This window comes from Streptomyces sp. NPDC096324, assembly GCF_044763015.1.
Taxonomy (GTDB): Bacteria; Actinomycetota; Actinomycetes; order Streptomycetales; family Streptomycetaceae; genus Streptomyces.
The window spans coordinates 1-17596 of the sequence record NZ_JBIWFK010000017.1; the positions used below are offsets into that span (position 1 = coordinate 1).

A 17596-nucleotide genomic window follows, 5' to 3' on the forward strand; every position below is an offset into this window, starting at 1 on the left:
CCGCCGCTCAGCAGTCAGGCCCCCACCATCCGCGTACCGCATAACACCGGCATACCGCAGGGATCACCCAACGTCACCACCCGAAGGCAATCCGAGAAGGTCAGTAACCATCTACAACGCTGAACCGAGTGATCGTCAGGTGGGGTGAACTTCCATTCCGCCTGGGAGAAGACGACAAAGAACCCCCAGGTCACAGACCTGGGGGTTTCGTGTGGAGCGGGTGACGAGAATCGAACTCGCGCTCTCAGCTTGGGAAGCTGAGAGCATTTGTGGTCGGTTAGGGGCGGTGACCTGGGCGAACTGTTGGGTGGCGGCCTCGCCTGGCGGGGCCTGTCTCACCGTGGCTCCCCGCTGTTCCCCGCTCGTTCTGGTGCGGTTGTGGTGCGGGTTGGCACAGCTACAGCGACGATCGTTGGGAGTGTCGGCCGGGGCTGTCGCCACGGAGTCCGGCGCAAGCGCCTTCGGAAGGTGCCACTCGGGGAGGGGACATGCCTCGCCGGGGCGGCAGCCGCTGGCAGTCCCAGCAGGCCGTGCATCACTCACACTGCCCCGGCTGACCCGTCGTTCTGACACGTTTCGTGTGAGGGGGACTTCGCTGTGCGAACCCGCCTGGCACACCGATCCCAGAGCAATTCCCCTAATTTCTGACGATCTTTGACAGACGGTAGCCATGATGACTCTCAGGCTGTGACACCGCCCGCGCCGCTCCGCAAATGGTCCCCGACCGCGCGCACGGCGCGAGCCTTGGACAGAGGGGGTAGACATGGCTGACTCGATTGAGGATTGGTACGCACAGTACGACCTGCCAGGGGGCGACCTCACGAGGGCCCCAAATTACCACTACAGCGAAGATGACGACCCAGTCCGCACCTCAGCAGGAGGGGCACTCGTCTACGGCGCACCAGAGCCTTACCGGGAAGATCCCCTCGACTGTGCTGGTTGTGGACACACGCACCCAGAGAGCCTTGATGAACGAGGTCGCTGCCCCTACTGCCGCTGACGACGAGCCATGGACGGGAACGAACGAGACCGAGGTCCCAGTTCAATGCCGGCGCGGCCTCAGTACAGCAGAAAGGCCCGGGCGGATGCCTGGGCCTTCTCCATGGAGCGGGTGACGCTAATCGACCTCGCGCTCTCAGTTTGGGAAGCTGAGGTGATCTGGGGCCTGCTGAAGGACTGACCTGGGGGGAAGGCATCAGCTCCAGGTGACGGGTTCCTCAATTCCCCGCGGTTCCCCGTACGATCCGGCACGGGTCTGGCACGACCTCTTCGTCCCGAACTATCGGCGGGAAGGTCATTGACGGTTCTCAGGCTGCTCAATCAGCCGTGCACGGATTTGGACGTACAACCCTGGTTACTGAGGTTGCTGTACTTCCGTGCTGTACAACTTCGACCTTCTGACGGGCGCTGGCGAGGTTGTTACGGCTTTTCATGGTGTTGGGGTGGGTGCCGCCCAGGACTTGCTTGTATTGGGCGAGGGTGGCCTTGTGCAGGGGGATGGCTCGTCCCGGATCCCTCGCCGACTCGTAGCCGACTGGTCGCCTCAAGTGTCAGAGACGCTTGAGTAGTTCAGCCTTCTTCTCCGCGAACTCCTCGTTCGTGAGGATGCCGGCGTCGTGGAGCGACGCGAGCTTCGCGATCTGCTCGACAACATCCGGCTGAGGTGCGGCCCCGGCCGGTGCCCCATGCTGGCCTCGCTGGATCACCGAAGAAGCGAGGTCCAAGATCTTCTCGGTCACGCCAGGCTGCTCCGGGAGGAGCTCCGATGACTCGGCCTGCGCGGAGGTCTCAGTTACGACCTGCTGGGCCTCGAGCAATACGGAGAAAATCATGAACAGCTTCCCCGGCAACTCAATGATGGACTGATTGCCGTCGGCCCAGTTCACGCGGACGGTGTGCCCGGATTTCAAGGAAGCACCGAGGCCAGCACCGACAGCCTTACCGATCATCCCAGGCAGAGCAGCCGCGGCAGCTTGGCCCATGACGCCAGCGCCACCTTCCCTGGTCGAGAGTGTCTCCCACTCGAGCACGGTCTCGACGTTGAGCTTGTGCCGCTTGAATGGGTTGCGTGGGTGCTGGATCGTGAGTCCGCCGTGGCCTGAGAGAACGCTGCCGCTCGCCAAGTGACCGCCCACCACGCGTCCCTGGTTCGTCAGCGTCTGCAGAATCGCCATTCGCGAAACGTAGAGCAAGACTTCGACCCGAATCAAGCCCAGAAGATCAGCCTGACGTCGTCGACGGGTCGAGAGGCTCAGGCGGGTCGTCGTATGACATCTGAACCTCTTTGAAGACGAAGAACTGGCGCGAGAGGCACAAGCCCGAAGATTCGCAGCGCCGGCGCCGTGACTCTGGCCGTGGGCTCGCGCCCGAACCAGGTGGGAGCCCCTACACCACTTCCCTGGACGCAACCCACAGCTACTTCTTCTTGCCCTGGGTCTTGCCTGAGATCTTGGCGACCTGCTGCTTCCCAGCTCAGGGGTGGTGGGCTCATACGCCTGATCGTCCACGCTGGTCGTCGTTGGCCGTTGTTGAGCAACCTCGGACGGCCCAGGGACGGCCCAGCTTCGGCCCGCTCGACTGACGGCCGGCACCCTCGACACGCCCCGCCTGAACCTCAGCCACCGAAAGTCAGCCACGACGGCGGGAGTGCCGACCGACCGGGCGCGCGTGGCCTCGCTGTACCCCCACCAGCCTCAGCCACGCTGCCGGTGCCATCGACCAGAGGGGTCTGCTGCAGGGTTGGGTGACAGGTCGGTCACGCGGCCCGGAGGGCCGATGGGGTGCTGCGCGCCGAGGTCATGCGGCGCGCGGGTGTGATCAAGAAGCTGCCGCGGGACCTGTGCCCGGACAAGCGCATCACCCGCTCCATCGCCGACAAGCGCTCGCTCAAGCTGTGGCCGCTGGTCGGCGTGTTCGACGAGTGCCAGAACCTGTTCGCCCACCCCAAGTACGGCAAACAAGCCGGTGACGACGCCGAGTTCATCATCAAACTCGGCCGCGCCCTGGGCGTGATCCTCATCCTGGCCACGCAGCGCCCCGACAAGGACTCGCTCCCGACCGGGATCAGCGGCAACGTCTCCATCCGCTTCGCCCTCAAGGTCGCGGGACAGGTCGAGAACGACATGATCCTCGGCACGTCCGCGTACAAGAACGGCGTGCGCGCCACCTCCTTCCGCCCGGAGATCGACGCCGGTAACGGCTACCTCGCCGGCGCGACCGCGCTGCCGGTCGTGGTCCGTACCGCCTACCTGGATGACAACGCCACCCACGCCATCGCGCAGCGCGCGCACGCTCTGCGCAAGGCCGAGGGCACGCTGTCCGGGCACGCCCTCGGGGAGGACGCCGAGAGCACGTCGGGACCGTCGTACGACCTGCTCGCCGATGTGGCCGCGGTCGTCCCGCCCTCGGAGAACCGGGTGTGGAACGAGCGGATCGCTGCCCGCCTCGCGGAGCTGCGGCCGGAGATCTACGGCGGCTGGAAGGGCGAGAACGTCACCTCCGCGCTCAAGCCGCACGGCATCAAGACCACCGGTGTGGCCGGGACGACCGACGACGGGGAGCGCACCACCCGCCGCGGCATCGTCCGCGACGACCTCACCATCGCGATTGCGGAGCGTGACGAAAGCCGGGGTGCCGCCTAGCCCCGATCGGCTGCTACCGGTAGCGGGCTCGCCTGCTACCGGTAGCACCCCCGCTAGCACCCCAAACAGCACCCGATCAGGGATCTAGCGGACAGCACCCCACCTGCGAAAACCCCGGAAAACGGCCCGGAGGGACCCCGATGACCCCCATAGCCCTCGCTATCGCATGCCTACTCACCATCACACTCTGTTACGGCACTCTGTGTGCGGGGAGCCCGTTCGGCACCTGCCGCAAGTGCAACGGCTTCGGCTTCGCCACCACCACCGACCGCAAAGGACGCCCCAAGCGCGGCAAGCACTGCCGCCGCTGCAAGGGCCGCGGCAAACGCGTCCGCATCGGCCGATGGATCTACAACCGCGCCTCACGGATCTACCGCGCAGGCATCCGCTGACACGAAAGGAGGCCACCCCATGGCCGTGACCGTCTCCCTGGTCCTGCTCTTCGGACTCGTCCTGTTCTTCCTGCTCCGCTCCAAGTCCCTCGGCTACGGCGCCGCGTTCATCGCCGCGATGTTCGGGTTCTTCCTCGCCTCAACCGGCGCCGCCGGACCCATCAACGAACTCACCCGCGCCGTCATCAACGCCATCCCCGACCTGTGACAGGAGACCGGCCGTGAACGAACAGATCATCGCCCGGCACTGGCTCGCCCTCATCGCCCCCAAGGCAGCGCCCGCCCTCGCCACGTCCACCGTGCTGATCCTGGCCCGCATCTGGAACGCCAAAGGCGCCGAACACTCGATCGGCAACGCCGTGTTGATGGCCGCGCTCTCGCTCGCCGCCGCCACGGCCGGCGTGTGCGCGAGCATCGGCCGCGCCGGAGACCCCGTGATCGCCGGAACCGCGTTCGCCGCCTCCGGAGGGCTCGCCCTCGCAGGCGTGGCCGGATACGCCGACGGCACCTCGCTGCCGCTCCTGCTGTGGGTGCTCGCCACCGCCGCCGCGTACGGGCTCGCCGCGCGGTACTGGCGAGACGACCGCCGAACGCGAGTGGCGTACGAGCGGCACGTGAGCGACCGGCGCGAGGAACGCGCCCACATCGAGCACGTCGAGACGATCCGCGCCACCACGCAGATCGAGGTGGCCCGCACCGGTGCCGCCTACGCCGAACAGCTCGCCCAAGCCCTCATCACCCGCGCCGCCCTGCCCGGCTTCGACGCCCAGGCGCTCGCCAGCGCAGGACTGCCCGAACTCCCGTCCTTCAGCACCGGCAAGGAGTACTGACCCATGTTTGAAATCCGCATCATCTGCGACCCGGCCGACACCGTCCGCGTCAGCGAGGTCCTGGCCGCTGCCTTCACCACCGGTCCGGCGCGCCAGCACCCCACTCGCGACGGTCAGCGCGCCCGCCTGTACCTCACCGCCGACCACCGTCCGGCGCCGGAGTCGTGGCCCGCGCCGGAAGAGGCGTACGCGCTCGCCCCGAGCATCATCAGCGAGATCGGATGGACCGCCCGGACCGCAGCCGACAGGCCGTTCTTCGACGCGCTCAACCGGGAGTTCTGGCTCCGCAAGGCCGCGGTGCTGGACCGCATCGCGCTCAGCAACGAAGCCGACAACACCGCCGGCGACGCGACCGACCTCGCCACCCGCGCCGCACAACGGCTGATCGAGCTGGACGCCGCGGCCGCCGTCAGCGACCCGCGCGCCTACGTCCGCCAGCAGTACGCCCGTTGGGCCAAACAGCAGCAGCGCGCGCAGCTGGTAGCGGCGGGCCGTTGCCCGAACTGCCAATGGCTGGAGCGTGACTGCAACTGCGCTGATCACCCCGACGCCTAGCAACGCCGCGGCGGCGGGACTCCCCAGCAAGGTCGCCCGCCGCCGCGGTTCTCCCTGCCCATCCGAAGACAGAACAGGAGAACCACCAGCATGCCGTACCCGGATGGCTCTGCCCAGCTCACCGCCGCCCTTGACGCAGCGTCGCGTGGCTGGCGCGTCTTCCCTCTCATCCCCGGCGACAAGCGCCCGGCCGTCTCCGACTGGGAGACCCGCGCCACCACCGATCCGGACCGCATCACCGGAGCATGGTCCGTCGGCGCGTTCAACGTCGGTGTCGCCACCGGCCCTTCCGGTCTGATCGTCATCGATTTGGACAGGCCCAAGCACCCCGAGGACACCCCGCCGGCCGCATGGGCGGAGCACGGTGTCAGCGACGGCGCCGACGTCCTTGCCGTGCTCTGCGCAAGCCACGGCCAGCCCTTCCCCGCCGACACCTACACCGTTCGCACCTGGAGCGGCGGCACCCATCTGTACTTCCTCGCCCTCGAGGGCGAGCCCCTGCGCAACACCGCCGGGGACAGCGCCCGCGGACTGGGCTGGAAGGTCGACACCCGCGCATGGGGCGGACTCGTCGTCGGCGCGGGCAGCACCTTCGCCGGACACCCGTACAAGGTCACCCGCCACGCCCCTGTGGCGCCCCTGCCGGACTGGCTCGCCGAACTCCTGCGCCCGGCCCCGCTGCCCCCGCAGACCCCCATCACCGTCGCCCTCACCGGCCACGGACGACGCACCGCCTTCCTCCGCTCCGCGATCAACGGGGAAGTGGAGCGGGTCACAGGCTCCGGCCCGCACGAGCACAACAACGCGCTCTACATCGCCGCCGTCGCCCTCGGGCAGCTCGTTGCCGGAGGCGAGCTGAGCGAAGCCGACGTCACCGGCTGGCTGCTCACCGCCGCGCTCCAAGTCGGCCAGGGCGAGCGCGAGGCACGGCGCACCATCGCCTCCGGCCTGCGGGCCGGGGTACGGCGTCCCCGGACGGTCGCCGCGTGAGCACCCACCCGATCCCGCCCCTGCACCTGTACTCCGTGCCCAGCGATCCCCAACCGTCGGCCGTGCCGCCGCCGAAGCGAGAGCGTCCGCGGACCGCATGGACGGCTGATCAGCTCATGGCTGCGGACTTTCCCGAGCCGAAGTGGGCAGTGCCCGGCATCCTCGCCGAGGGCGTGAGCCTGCTCGCCGGACCGCCCAAGGTCGGCAAGTCCTGGCTTTCCCTCGGACTCGCCCTCGCTGTCGCAGCCGGAGGCCAGGCCTTCGACTCCGTGCCGGTCGACGGCGGCCCCGTGCTCTACCTCGCCCTGGAAGACACCCCGCGCCGTCTCCAGACCCGCATGGGCAAGCTCCTGGGAGGCCAGCCCGCGCCCGCCGGGCTCACCCTCGTGACTGAGTGCCCGCCTTTCCCCCAGGGCGGCACAGAGGCCATCGCGCAGTGGCTGGACCGTAACCCCGACGCCCGAATGGTCGTCATCGACGTGTTCGCCAAGATGCGCGGCCAAGCCCCACAGGGCGTGTCCGCGTACGACGCGGATTACGTCGCCGTCGGCTACGCGAAGCGCCTTGCGGACCACTACGGCATTGCGGTCGTCCTGGTCCACCACGTCCGCAAGGCAGGCTCGGACGACTTCCTGACGGAGGTCTCCGGCACCAACGGCATCGCGGGAGCCGCGGACGCAACGCTCGTACTCAAGCGGGCCCGCGGGCAGGCGGACGGCATCCTGCACGTCACCGGCCGCGACGTAGACGAAGCCGAGTACGCCCTCAGCTTCCAACCCGCCTCCGGCGCCTGGCACTTGCTGGATGGCCCGGCCACCGACCACACCGTCGGAGACACCCGGGCCACGATCCTCCGGCACGTCCGTGCCCACCCCGGCGCGAAGCCCAAGGACATGACAGGCGAGCTGCCGCACGTCGACATGGACACGATCCGCCGGACCTGCGCCCGCATGGCCGAGGCGGGACAGCTCACCAGGGACGCCGGCGGCCGGTACTACCCGGACACCGAGACCCGGACATAGGGCGCCCCGGAGGTGTCCGAGCTGTCCGGCTGTCCGGTTAACCCCCCTGAGCTGCAAGAACGCCCCGGACAGTCGGAATTGGAGCTGTCCGGGCTGTCCGGGTCGACCGAAGCCGAAGGGACGGCGGTATGAGCACCCGCGCGCTGGACGAGAAGTTGACCGTCGCCGAGGTCATCACTGATCTGAAGGTGGCTCCGTCGACCTTCTACCGGTGGCGCCAGCTCGGCAAGGGCCCGCGCTCGATCAAGCTGCCGAACGGCGACGTGCGCATCCGCAGGTCGGAATACGAGCGGTGGCTTGCGGAGCGGGAGGACGCCGCGTGAGCACGACCGAAGACACCCCGGCTCTCCGCCCCCACGGGGAGGGCCGGCCGGGGTACTCCCTCGACGTCCGGCTGTGGAAGGTCACGAAGGTCGACCGCAAGGCACGCCCGTATCAGCTCCGGTGGGTCGTGGGCGGGAAGGTGAGCAGCGCGACGTTCGCCACGTCGGCACTCGCCGAGAGCCGACGCTCGGAGCTCCGGCAGGCCATGCGGCGGGGCGAAGCGTTCGAGATCGCGAGCGGACAGCCTGAGTCCGAAGTCCGTGCGGCGGCTGAAGCGGTGGCAACGGCGGCTGAGGCCGAGCCGTCGTTGCGGTGGTTCGAGTTCTGCCGGAAGTACGTCGCCGGTCGGTGGCGGATGAGCGCCGCGAAGACGCGTGAGGGCATGGCGGACGGGCTCGCGGCCGTGGCGCTGGCCATGGTGAAGCGCGGGGACGACGCTCCTGACGACAAGGACCTGCGGCTGGCCTTCCGGTGGGGGATCGTCCCCGCGAACGCGGGGGAGGATCCGCCGGCCGAACTGAAAGCCGCGTACGAGTGGCTCACGACGCAGGACAGGCCGGTTGCCGACCTGGCGGACGTCGAGGTGTTCGAAGACGTGGTGTACCGCCTCAGCTACCGGCTGGACGGCACCCCGGCGGCGGGAGAGACCCACAGACGGCGGCGCCGCGCCTTGAACACGGCCCTCGAACACGCAGTCGCCGCCAAGGAACTCCCAGAGAACCCGCTCCACGGAGCCCGCGGGAAGCGCGTGGGCTCCGCCGGGGTGGTGGACCGCCGCGTGCTCGTGAACGCCGTACAAGGGCGCCAATTACTTACGGCCGTCTCGTACGTCGGCTCTTGGGACCGCAGCCGCGGGCGGCGGCTGGTGGCGTTCTACGGGGCCCTGTACTACGCGGGGCTCAGGCCCGCTGAGGCGGTCGGGTTGAGGCTCTCCGATTGTCACCTACCGGAGAAGGGTTGGGGCACGTTGACGCTGCGGGAGACGCGCCCTGTCTTGGGCAAGCAGTGGACCGACTCCGGGGAACGTCACGACCGTCGAGGATTGAAGGCGCGGGAGGCCAGGAGCGATCGACCGGTGCCCATCCCGCCCGTCCTGGTGGTGATCCTGCGGGCACACCTGGGCGCGTTTGGCACGGCCAAGGAAGGGCGCGTGTTCGGCAATGAACGCGGGGGAGTGGTTGGCTCCTCCACCTACTGGCGGGTGTGGGAGGAAGCGCGAGAGTACGCGCTCTCACCTGAGCACGTCTCCTCGCCGCTGGCCGGACGCCCGTACGACCTGCGGCACGCTTGCATCACCCGGTGGCTGAACGCGGGGGTACCGATTGCCGAGGTAGCGCGGCGGGTCGGCAACTCTCCAGAGGTGATTCATCGCCGCTATTACGGTTGTATCGACGGTCACGAAGAGATAGCCAACTCCAAGATTTCGGATGCGTTGGAGGCAGACGGTGATATCGCATTGAGTTTGTAACGCGATCTTGATGATGGTTTGGTCGGCCGTCATCTTCCACGATTCACTGCCGAGTACTCGCACCTTCCCGACAGTCGAGTCACCTTAGAGCTCATAACACGATCATGAGCAGGCCTTCTTGAGGCGTCGCCAGCACAGGCTGCAGGCGAGGGAGACGAAGGCGTCGTGGAGTTCGGTTCGGCGTTCCCAGCGGACGGCGAGTCGTTTGAAGTGGTGGAGCAGGGCGAAGGTCTGCTCGACGACGTAGCGGAGCTTGCCCAGGCCCTTGATGTTCGGGGCGCCCTTGCGGGAGATGACCGGCAGGATCCGCCGCTTGCGGAGCTCCTCGCGGTTCGGGTTGGAGTCGTAGCCCTTGTCTCCGAGCAGGGCTTCTGGACGCCTTCGAGGACGACCGGGGCGGCCGGCGACGGGTGGGATGTGGAGCTTGGCGCCGGGTTTGCCCCGGTCAACCGGATTCGGCCCTACGAGCTGACCCCCGTTTTCGCCCGGACCGAGGCAGAATCAACCAGGGCAGCGGACCAGTCGATTCTCCTGCGGCACCCAGCCGGTCAAGGACTTCGTTGTGGAGGCGCCGCCACAAGCCGGCTCTTGTCCAGGCAGCGAATCGGCGGTGCGCAGTGGCCGGGCTCACGCCGAAGCAAGGCGGCAAACGACGCCAAGCACACGACGTGGTCAGCGCATACACGATCGCGCAGAACACTTTCCGGTCCGCCACCGGAGCCGTTCCACCGCCCTGCCGTCGCGGCTTGAACGGTGGTATCAGCGGTGCCGCAATCTCCCACAGCCCGTCAGGAACGAGTTCGCGCTCAAGATCCACAGCCATGGTTGGCGATCATGCCTCAAAGTGGCTACGCGCGATGTCGGCCCGTCCGGGAGTGCGACGGCTGCCCAGCGCGGTCTTCTAACCTGATCGCGTGATCGACTACGACGATTCCGGCCGTCCTATGGTTCAGGTGGGAGACTCCGGGCCCGCACGCCTACTGCTCTCGGAACCGGCCCGACGGTACGAAGACGAACCAACGCTCGACTTCCTCGTCAGGGCCCACGGGCCCTGGGGGAACGTCGAGACCTCGGTGGAGACCTGGGACGGCGACGGACTCCACACCTTCCTCGCCTCACTTGCCGAAGACTTCCGGGGCTGGGAAGGAGTGCGCACCTGGCACTCCCTCTGCTACGACCTGACCCTCTCAGCGGAACACCAGGGTGGCCACGTCCAACTGACCTGGGGCATCCGCGATCGGGCACCCTCCGAGGAATGGCAGTTCGAGACCAACACGGCGCACGCGGCCGGGGAGGACATGCGCAACCTCGCCGCCGAAATCCACACGTTCATTGCGAGCGTCGCGGAGTAGCTAGCTGAACCCCACCACATGAGATGACGCCTAAAGGGACTTGCGGGCCGTGATCGAACCGCTGAGTCTGCAGCGCGCGGGACGTCCGCTCTTACTTGCCGAAACGGCGGGCAATCGCACCGTTAAGCCCCTTAATCCAATCAATGAAGTCCGACCCCTCCCATCCAAGCGCGAAACGGGCGTAAATTACGCAACCAATAGATGCGGCGAAGATGAAGTTGCCAACCCATTTTGCGGCCTTTGTTGCGTACTTTTCCAGGACGGAAAAATCGGTGCCCTGTGTGATGTTCACGTCGCGTCCCGCCGCGTACAAGTGGGAGTTGTCATGAGCTTCGCTGTGCATGGCGACGTACCGCTGGTCATTGTGCTGAGGTGGGTATTCGTTGAACTGCCAGTCGCGGCTGGGGTAGTTCTCGCCGGGGCGTGGTGCTGCGCCGTAGTACTCGGCCCCATCCGTATACTCGGTAGGCGGCACTTCACGGCGACCGAACTCATCTGGCTGATAGTCACTCATTGCTGTTGAAAAAATTCTGGTCTTGACCTGCCATGAAGATTCGGCTGTTGTTGTGAGCGTATCCTGATTGACGTATGCTGGCTTGATTCGCTTGCGGAGCGCGTAGCGACTCGGCTAGAGCGCGAATTGCAGCTGGGTTCATCTGCATTAGAGTGACCGCCTCGGAATGCCATTGCTCGCTAAGGAGTCGTTCGAATTGACTCCTAGAGTCTCCTGACAGCCTCATCAGTTCGCTGCGATTCATCTGCAGCATCTGTTCGGTTGCTTGCGCCCTGTCGGGTTGAAAGCGCTGCCATATATCGAGGACTCGAGTGCGGGTCTCCTGCCAGGCATCTGTAGCCATCGCCGCTACGATAGCGCCACCAAATGTGGTTGCTAGGGCTACAACTTCCGGATCCATGCTGCCTCCGCTACGTTCCGGGGCAGCGCCGCCCCAGTAAGAGAGACTACGCGTAGAGGCCAGTCGGGCGGCATAGGACATTTGAGTTCAATGCTGCCGATCAAAGACGTAGCCGCGCTACGTCCGTTTAATTGCACCTACTGTCGGCTACCCAATCGACGCTCTCTCGTGGCAACGCAGCGACAGAAACCCGTATGTCACGTCCACTTGGCATGCCGACCGCCTCGTCCGCGCATCGAACTGCGTCGCATACCGCAAGGTCGCGGAGATGCCCAAGGGTGACGACCGTGAGGCGGCAGAAGCGAGGTTGAAACGCCGTGGCGGCCTGCGCGGTGGCGCAGGGCGGCAAGCCCGGCGGGTGGGAGGTCGCGGGCCACTGGAGCGCGCAGCTGCGGCACGTTGCGTGTATCGCGAATAGTGCGTGGCTAGTGAGAGACAACGAGAGAGGGCGGGAATCAGTGAGACTGACTCCCGCCCTCTACTCTCGGCATCCGCCCTGGTCAGCGCTTGATTTCTGCTGTTCCTAGGCGAGTGCCCCCGGCAGGATTCGAACCTGCGCACACGGCTCCGGAGAGCATGCAGACACCGGGGTGCATTAGCGGCCTGACCTGCGGAGCAGCCAGTGAGTGCCCACGCTGGCCTCAGGGTCACGCACTGCTCACGCACGCGTGACGCACGGGGGTACCGGTAGCGCACTGGTTGCGGACCAGGGGCGCACGATCTTCTTCTACGTCGTCGTTTTCGTGCAGTTCCTGTTCCTGGCCGTCACGCCGATGATCGGCGCGTTCCTCAGACCATCCAGCTCCGGGGAACGCTGCTGCGTGGTCGGCGCGGTGGGAGCGGGCGTCCTGGTCCTCCTGACCCTGTGAACCCTCATCGACTTCTGGCCCCTGTACATCGGCACCACCATCCCGATCGAACCGTGGCGGTCAGGGATGTGGCTCGATGCGTGGGTTTAGCCACGCAGACGCACAATGAGGGCGCTACCAACGGTCGTGCCCTTGTGGTCGTTGTTGGCCGTTAGCCGTTGTGGTCGGTCGCCCTCGGCCGGCCCGAGGACGGTCCAGCCATCGGACCAAACCACGGATAGCTTGCGCGCGATTGTGAGCCGACAGGATCTGCTGACCTGCTAAAACCTGACCGATCGGCCTTGAGACCACATATGGCTCAGCCGGAACCGACCCCTTCGCAAGCGCCACAGGCTGCTCAGAGCCGATGTGCCTCTCGCTCAGTCAGCCGAGTGCGTCAAGCTGTTGTGGACGTTCAATCTTGGTCAGCCCTGGGCTTAGCCCAGCCAGCGCCCACCCACCTCAAGACAGGCAACCATCGCGCGTTGTACCTTGTCATCGGTGTAGGAGACGACCAGGGAGGAAGCGTGCAGGAGACACGCCCGCCAGAACACGACCAGATGAGCATCGTGTTCCTCGGCTCCTTCAACCCCAAAATCTTTCAACCTGCTTGGTTCGCAGCACAGGGCCTCATTCGCCAAGAGGAGGCGACTGAGGCCCAAATTGAAGTTATCAGCAATGAAATCTGCGTCTTCGAAACAAGCTGGTTCCGGCTCGAAGTTTTCAACGAGCGATGGGCCATGATCAGCCGCGCAACTCCTGCCATTGAGATGTTGCGTGATCTCGTTGTGGCGACCTTTGAAATCCTGTCGCACTCCCCAGTGGCAAAAATCGGGTTGAATGCGTACGGGCATTACAGCATGCCAAATCGCGAAACGTTGGATAAGTTCGGGCATACCGTAGCGCCGAAAGACGAAATTTGGGGCCCTGTACTGGAAGATCCGAGACTTCTGACGCTGACAGTGACGGGCCAAAGAACGGACGGCTTCAAGGGCGCAGTTCGCGCAAAGGTTGAGCCTTCCTCCCGAGTCGATGACGGCCTCTACGTAGAGGTGAACGACGAGTACGTCAACGGGAATTCTGATTCGGCAGACTGGGCTATCAAAATCGTCAGCGAAGAGTGGGAAAATCACCGGGATAGGGTCACTTCGATTCGCGAGAACGTCGTCACCAAGGCATGGGGTATGCGATGACTGTCACAGCTTCAGAAGCAACGCGCATCGATGAATTTAACGCAGCGTCTGGTCAGCATCCCGCCACCGCCACATCTAATTCACCCCTCTCGCACACCACGCCTACGATTCTTCCGCCATCTAGCTTGGAGTCTGTGAACTCACAAACCCCATCAACGCTAGATTCGCGGCCCAAACGCTACAGCTACGATCGCACTCACAAGATTCGGCGACGCAAAGACAGCAAGCAGTTCATTCCCTTGGCTCGCTGGGAAGGAACCGTAGTCGAGCGCTACGACTCATACTTCGTGGCGGAAGTAATTGACCTAAACACAGACGAATCAGCTACGGCAGAATTCGACCTGGCGGAACTGACACCCGGAGATGTCTACCTGTGCGAGCCCGGGGCGCTCTTCTACTGGACTATCGGCTACGACGTGAAAGAGGGAGGGCAGCGCAGCCGGGTATCCGTTCTGCTTTTCCGACGGCTAGGTCCAACCGCAAAGCGAGTGTAGAGCTTGTCTAACGGCACTTCCTTGCAAGGAATCTCCACCTCTCCTCCTGCATCGGATCAGGTAGAAATCAGTGTCTTTGGGCCTGGCGTGGGGGAATGTGTTGTCATCCACCTCGGCAACGCAGAATGGATGGTGGTTGACTCATGCGTGCAGACAGGTTCAAAATCACCTGTCGCGATCGACTACCTCAAACAACTGGGCATAGATGTAGCCGACTCAGTCTCCACGGTAGTCGCCACACACTGGCACGACGATCACGTCAAAGGAATTTCTGCGCTTCTGGAGGAAGCGTCACAAGCTCGATTTTACGCCGCAGGGGCTTTTCGTCGAGACGAATTTCTGGCAGTGGCGCAGCGAACTCACCTAATCTCCAAGTTCTCTTCGGGTGTCGCAGAACTTTCTGCCGTTCGTAAAATTATTTCTCAGCGCAGAGAACTAGGTGGAGGACCGCTAGAGCAGGTTAGCGCTGTCCAAAGAATTTCTTCCGACCCTGGTCGGGCGGTTCAGGAAATCTGGGCGCTTAGTCCCTCCGCCGAGGATGCAGAGCGCGGTATCGAACACATCGCCTCCATAATCGACAATCAGAATGGGAAAGCATCGCGAATCCCGAGCCTACCTCCAAACGACGTCAGTGTCGTTCTCCATCTTGAGACGGCTGCGGGCGCGATTCTCCTCGGGGGAGATTTGGAGCATCATCGGGGAACGCGGACGAGGGGATGGCATGCCATCCTCGACCACCCGGGGCGCCCAACCAGTAAAGCCACGTTCTATAAGGTTCCCCACCACGGATCAGAGAACGCAGACTGTCCAGAAATTTGGCAACACTTGCTTGCAGAACAGCCCGTTTGTGTAATGACTCCATTCGAGCGAGGGAAAACGCCACTACCTCGCCAGTCAGACATCGGGCGTTTGAGGGAAAACGTAGATCGTGTATTCATTACAAGCGCACGACGCTACGCCTCCACGCGGAGAGATGCCAGTGTTGAAAAGGCTATCAGAAGCGGAACGCGTTCTTTCCGGCCGAACAGCTTGAAAATGGGTCACATTCAAGTGCGAGTCATTGATGGAAATTGGGACGTTCGCGGGAATGACTCGGCGGCCATGTACTGAATCAAAGTCGTAGATGGGTGAATGCGAGACCTCCCAAGTTTGGGAGGTCTCGCACCTCAGCCTTGGAAGCCGCCGAGGCTTCCCATGTGCCAGGGGCTCACCAGATCGGACCACTGGCTTGTCACTGCGGCAGGAAGCCGGGTTTGTCCTGCCCGAGGGCGCGGAGCCGCGCGACGTAGTCCTTAGCGGCTGGCTCCGAGCTGTATCGATGTCTCATCTCGGCAGCAAGTTCACGGCTAGTCATGATCAGCGATGGCACCGATTGGCGATCGCCTTCGAGAGCACGCTCCCCCATGAGAAGCGCCTGCTCCAGGTCACCGTCACGGGCAGCCGTGACCCCGAGCGTGACGCGGGCTTCCGCGTTCCGCATCGGCGAGCGTTCGATGCCATCAAAGTCCGTGCCAGTCCGGAGAACTTCCTCGGCCAGCGTTCGCGCTAGCTTGTCCTCGCCGAGCAACCGGTAGCAATCCATCGAGTAGAAGTCGAACTTGGCAGGGTCCACCACGAAGTGGTTATCCAAGTTCTCGGGGTGTGGCATCCCTTCCAACAGGCGTCGCCCTTTGTCTAGAGCCACCTCAACCTGCCGGCGGTCACCAAGTCGCGCCCACGCCTTGGCCTCTTGGCCCGCGAGCTGGACGGCAACACCGTGGTGCGGCGCCGCCTCCGCGCCGGCTCGCGCCGCTGCGATGACGCCGCGGTAGTCCCCCGTTGTCAGAGCGAACCAAGCCCGCATCTCGTGCGCCCACCCAGCCACCTCGGCATGATCCGCCTCTGTTGCGAGTGAGAGCGCCGCCTGCCGCGTCGACTCGGCCGCATGGCGATCACCGGTGTCGTACTCGACGCACCCCACAAGCAGCGCAAGCCAACCAGACATCGCAAGCACCTCGCGGTGCTGAGCCAGCGTAAGGCTCTTGGAGTGCAGCTCGACGACGCGCCGAAGCCACTGCCGCCCTTCGATGAGGAGCTGTTCACTCGGCATGAAGGGATACTCCGAGCACAGCCGGTCAATCGTGATCCTCAAGGCATCGAGCGTGGCAGCGTCGACATCGGAGCGATTGAGGCGGCTGACGATCTCCAGCGTTTCCATGCCGCTCGCCATCAAGAAGGGGCAGGGAAGAGGGCATGCGTCACCGTGCCGAAGAGAGCTGCGATGAGCGGCTGATAGAAGTCATTCGGCGTCTGGCCCGACTCCCAGCGCTTCCACTGGCGGATCATGCTTTCGTCCGCTGGCAGCTCCGTCGGAGCGTGTGCGCGCAGCGCCCTCACCGCGTCACGTTGCGACCAGTCGCGCGCCATCCGTTCGGCAGCGATGCGCCGCGCCCATGCGGGCCTTGCGTCGGTCATGCGCCCTCCTTCGAGTGCCTACACCGAGTCTCGCGCGCGAGCAGGGGGGACAGGGAAGGTGACAGAGCGGTGTCACTGGACATGTCCCCGCCCTCAGTCCTCCGCCCCCAGGCTGTCACTTACCCCACACGCTGTGTCGGCCCCATTCTGGTTGCAGATCAAGCGCCACCCGGTACGGAACGGCTCTCAAGCGCTTCGAGTCGTTCAGTCAACGCCAGGAGTTGGGAGCGGATTTCTTTGATGTCATCCCGCACGTCACCACTGGGGGCAGAGCCGTCGCCGACGAAGTTGCCGAGGTTCCCCGCTGACACGATCAGCCCCTCAGCTCGAAGTGCGGCCAGCCCGTTCTGGATGGTCTGGCTCGCATACCCGAAGCGGTCTATCAGCTCCCGCTGAGACGGAAGTTTCTCCCCCGGCTTCATCCTCTTGATGTCGTCCCGGAGTTCGTCCGCGACCTGCATCGCTTTCGACTTGGGCCCTCCTGTGGCAGTCATGCCTTGAGGTTACCCATCACAGCGAACTAGCGCGCATCACTCCGCAAGGGTTGTGCACCACAGCAGACTAGTGCAAGCTAGTCAGTGAGGGCCCATCCGATCAAAGAGCCTCCGTTTGATCTGCGTCAGCGCCCGGAGGAAAGCCCCGCGCGGGTGAGTACGAAGGAAGTGCTCGTTGGTTGAGAACTCAACAGTGTGACTAGTTCGACGGGGCTCGCCCCGTCTCCGTTGCGGTCCGGGTGATGGCCGCTGGCAGCAACACCTTCGCGGTAGGTGCACCCGTCCTGCCCTTGCGTGTCAGCTCTGGAGAACAGCCGAGCGGATCATCTCTCCCTTGCCGGGAAGTCAGTCGTTCGGCTGCCATCTGGTACGCGCTGCCCTCCTGACGTCAGACGATGACGCCCCCGAATTCCCGGCTCGGGACCGGACGGCTGTACCAACGGCAGTCCGGTGAAGTCCGGTTGCACGAAGCCCCGACAGGGTTCGACTCCCTGACGGGGCGCGCCGGCCGCCGCTGCGCGGTCGCCCCGCGCGGCATGCGCGGACCCACTTCCTTCCCTGAAACGGCGAGCGGTCCCCGGGTGGCACCCCAGGGACCGCGGTGGGGCCGTTTCCCTGCGAGAGG

Annotated in this window: 19 protein-coding genes, 1 tRNA gene and 1 pseudogene; 13 read left to right on the top strand and 8 right to left on the bottom strand. The window is 64.9% G+C overall.

Going from position 1 to position 17596, the window contains the following annotated elements:
* Positions 1 to 212 precede the first annotated feature (212 nt).
* Positions 213 to 352, bottom strand: a tRNA-Gly gene (locus ACIQ7M_RS34535).
* Between the two features lie 1198 nt (positions 353 to 1550).
* On the bottom strand, positions 1551 to 2174 hold the full coding sequence (locus ACIQ7M_RS34540; protein WP_403651589.1) for an SHOCT domain-containing protein: 624 nt from the start codon (positions 2172 to 2174) through the stop codon (positions 1551 to 1553).
* Between the two features lie 606 nt (positions 2175 to 2780).
* Between ACIQ7M_RS34540 and ACIQ7M_RS34545 the strand changes: the two genes are divergently transcribed.
* The 9 genes from ACIQ7M_RS34545 (at position 2781) to ACIQ7M_RS34585 (ending at position 9222) form a co-directional block, all read left to right on the top strand.
* Positions 2781 to 3641 (top strand): hypothetical protein, encoded by an 861-nt coding sequence (locus ACIQ7M_RS34545; RefSeq protein WP_403651591.1) that lies wholly within the window; start codon positions 2781 to 2783, stop codon positions 3639 to 3641.
* A gap of 140 nt (positions 3642 to 3781) precedes the next feature.
* The gene (locus ACIQ7M_RS34550; RefSeq protein WP_403651593.1) at positions 3782 to 4033 is read left to right on the top strand and encodes a hypothetical protein; all 252 of its coding nucleotides are present in this window, start codon (positions 3782 to 3784) and stop codon (positions 4031 to 4033) included.
* Positions 4034 to 4052: 19 nt separating this feature from the next.
* Positions 4053 to 4241, top strand: a complete 189-nt coding sequence (locus ACIQ7M_RS34555) for a hypothetical protein (RefSeq protein ID WP_164192113.1) — start codon at positions 4053 to 4055, stop codon at positions 4239 to 4241.
* Between the two features lie 13 nt (positions 4242 to 4254).
* The gene (locus ACIQ7M_RS34560) at positions 4255 to 4863 is read left to right on the top strand and encodes a hypothetical protein (RefSeq protein WP_403651595.1); all 609 of its coding nucleotides are present in this window, start codon (positions 4255 to 4257) and stop codon (positions 4861 to 4863) included.
* Between the two features lie 3 nt (positions 4864 to 4866).
* The gene (locus tag ACIQ7M_RS34565) at positions 4867 to 5418 is read left to right on the top strand and encodes a hypothetical protein (RefSeq protein ID WP_403651597.1); all 552 of its coding nucleotides are present in this window, start codon (positions 4867 to 4869) and stop codon (positions 5416 to 5418) included.
* A 90-nt stretch (positions 5419 to 5508) separates the two neighbouring features.
* Positions 5509 to 6408: a bifunctional DNA primase/polymerase gene (locus ACIQ7M_RS34570; RefSeq protein ID WP_403651599.1), complete on the top strand. Its 900-nt coding sequence runs from the start codon at positions 5509 to 5511 to the stop codon at positions 6406 to 6408.
* Positions 6409 to 6443: 35 nt separating this feature from the next.
* Entirely contained in the window at positions 6444 to 7430 is a 987-nt protein-coding gene (locus ACIQ7M_RS34575) for an AAA family ATPase (RefSeq protein WP_403651826.1), read from the top strand.
* A gap of 128 nt (positions 7431 to 7558) precedes the next feature.
* A complete protein-coding gene (locus tag ACIQ7M_RS34580) occupies positions 7559 to 7753 on the top strand; it encodes a helix-turn-helix domain-containing protein (RefSeq protein WP_366501996.1) in 195 nt (64 codons plus the stop codon).
* A complete protein-coding gene (locus ACIQ7M_RS34585; protein ID WP_403651601.1) occupies positions 7750 to 9222 on the top strand; it encodes a tyrosine-type recombinase/integrase in 1473 nt (490 codons plus the stop codon). Before ACIQ7M_RS34580 ends, ACIQ7M_RS34585 begins: the two co-directional genes overlap by 4 nt.
* Positions 9223 to 9324: 102 nt before the next feature.
* Here ACIQ7M_RS34585 and ACIQ7M_RS34590 read toward each other — a convergent pair.
* Positions 9325 to 10045 (bottom strand): annotated as a pseudogene (locus tag ACIQ7M_RS34590) (transposase).
* A 121-nt stretch (positions 10046 to 10166) separates the two neighbouring features.
* Between ACIQ7M_RS34590 and ACIQ7M_RS34595 the strand changes: the two are divergent.
* A complete protein-coding gene (locus tag ACIQ7M_RS34595) occupies positions 10167 to 10574 on the top strand; it encodes a DUF6228 family protein (protein WP_403651829.1) in 408 nt (135 codons plus the stop codon).
* Positions 10575 to 10665: 91 nt separating this feature from the next.
* Here the strand turns inward: ACIQ7M_RS34595 and ACIQ7M_RS34600 are convergent, their stop codons facing one another.
* Together ACIQ7M_RS34600 and ACIQ7M_RS34605 are read right to left on the bottom strand one after the other, a co-directional pair.
* Positions 10666 to 11088 carry a hypothetical protein gene (locus ACIQ7M_RS34600; RefSeq protein ID WP_403651603.1) on the bottom strand — a complete coding sequence of 141 codons (423 nt, stop codon included), beginning with the start codon at positions 11086 to 11088 and terminating at the stop codon, positions 10666 to 10668.
* Positions 11081 to 11488 carry a hypothetical protein gene (locus tag ACIQ7M_RS34605; RefSeq protein ID WP_403651605.1) on the bottom strand — a complete coding sequence of 136 codons (408 nt, stop codon included), beginning with the start codon at positions 11486 to 11488 and terminating at the stop codon, positions 11081 to 11083. The genes ACIQ7M_RS34600 and ACIQ7M_RS34605 overlap by 8 nt, the downstream gene beginning before the upstream one ends.
* 668 nt (positions 11489 to 12156) lie before the next feature.
* Here ACIQ7M_RS34605 and ACIQ7M_RS34610 point away from each other — a divergent pair.
* The 3 genes from ACIQ7M_RS34610 (at position 12157) to ACIQ7M_RS34620 (ending at position 15133) form a co-directional block, all read left to right on the top strand.
* The gene (locus ACIQ7M_RS34610) at positions 12157 to 12357 is read left to right on the top strand and encodes a hypothetical protein (RefSeq protein WP_403651607.1); all 201 of its coding nucleotides are present in this window, start codon (positions 12157 to 12159) and stop codon (positions 12355 to 12357) included.
* 506 nt (positions 12358 to 12863) lie between these two features.
* Positions 12864 to 13529: a hypothetical protein gene (locus ACIQ7M_RS34615; RefSeq protein WP_403651609.1), complete on the top strand. Its 666-nt coding sequence runs from the start codon at positions 12864 to 12866 to the stop codon at positions 13527 to 13529.
* Positions 13530 to 14110: 581 nt separating this feature from the next.
* Positions 14111 to 15133 carry a hypothetical protein gene (locus ACIQ7M_RS34620; RefSeq protein ID WP_403651832.1) on the top strand — a complete coding sequence of 341 codons (1023 nt, stop codon included), beginning with the start codon at positions 14111 to 14113 and terminating at the stop codon, positions 15131 to 15133.
* 121 nt (positions 15134 to 15254) lie between these two features.
* Here ACIQ7M_RS34620 and ACIQ7M_RS34625 read toward each other — a convergent pair whose 3' ends face one another.
* The 3 genes from ACIQ7M_RS34625 to ACIQ7M_RS34635 all read right to left on the bottom strand — a co-directional run bounded on the left by ACIQ7M_RS34625 (position 15255) and on the right by ACIQ7M_RS34635 (position 16971).
* Positions 15255 to 16220 carry an XRE family transcriptional regulator gene (locus ACIQ7M_RS34625; RefSeq protein WP_403651613.1) on the bottom strand — a complete coding sequence of 322 codons (966 nt, stop codon included), beginning with the start codon at positions 16218 to 16220 and terminating at the stop codon, positions 15255 to 15257.
* A gap of 11 nt (positions 16221 to 16231) precedes the next feature.
* On the bottom strand, positions 16232 to 16477 hold the full coding sequence (locus tag ACIQ7M_RS34630) for a hypothetical protein (protein WP_403651615.1): 246 nt from the start codon (positions 16475 to 16477) through the stop codon (positions 16232 to 16234).
* 158 nt (positions 16478 to 16635) lie between these two features.
* Entirely contained in the window at positions 16636 to 16971 is a 336-nt protein-coding gene (locus tag ACIQ7M_RS34635) for a winged helix-turn-helix domain-containing protein (RefSeq protein WP_403651617.1), read from the bottom strand.
* Positions 16972 to 17596 lie beyond the last annotated feature (625 nt).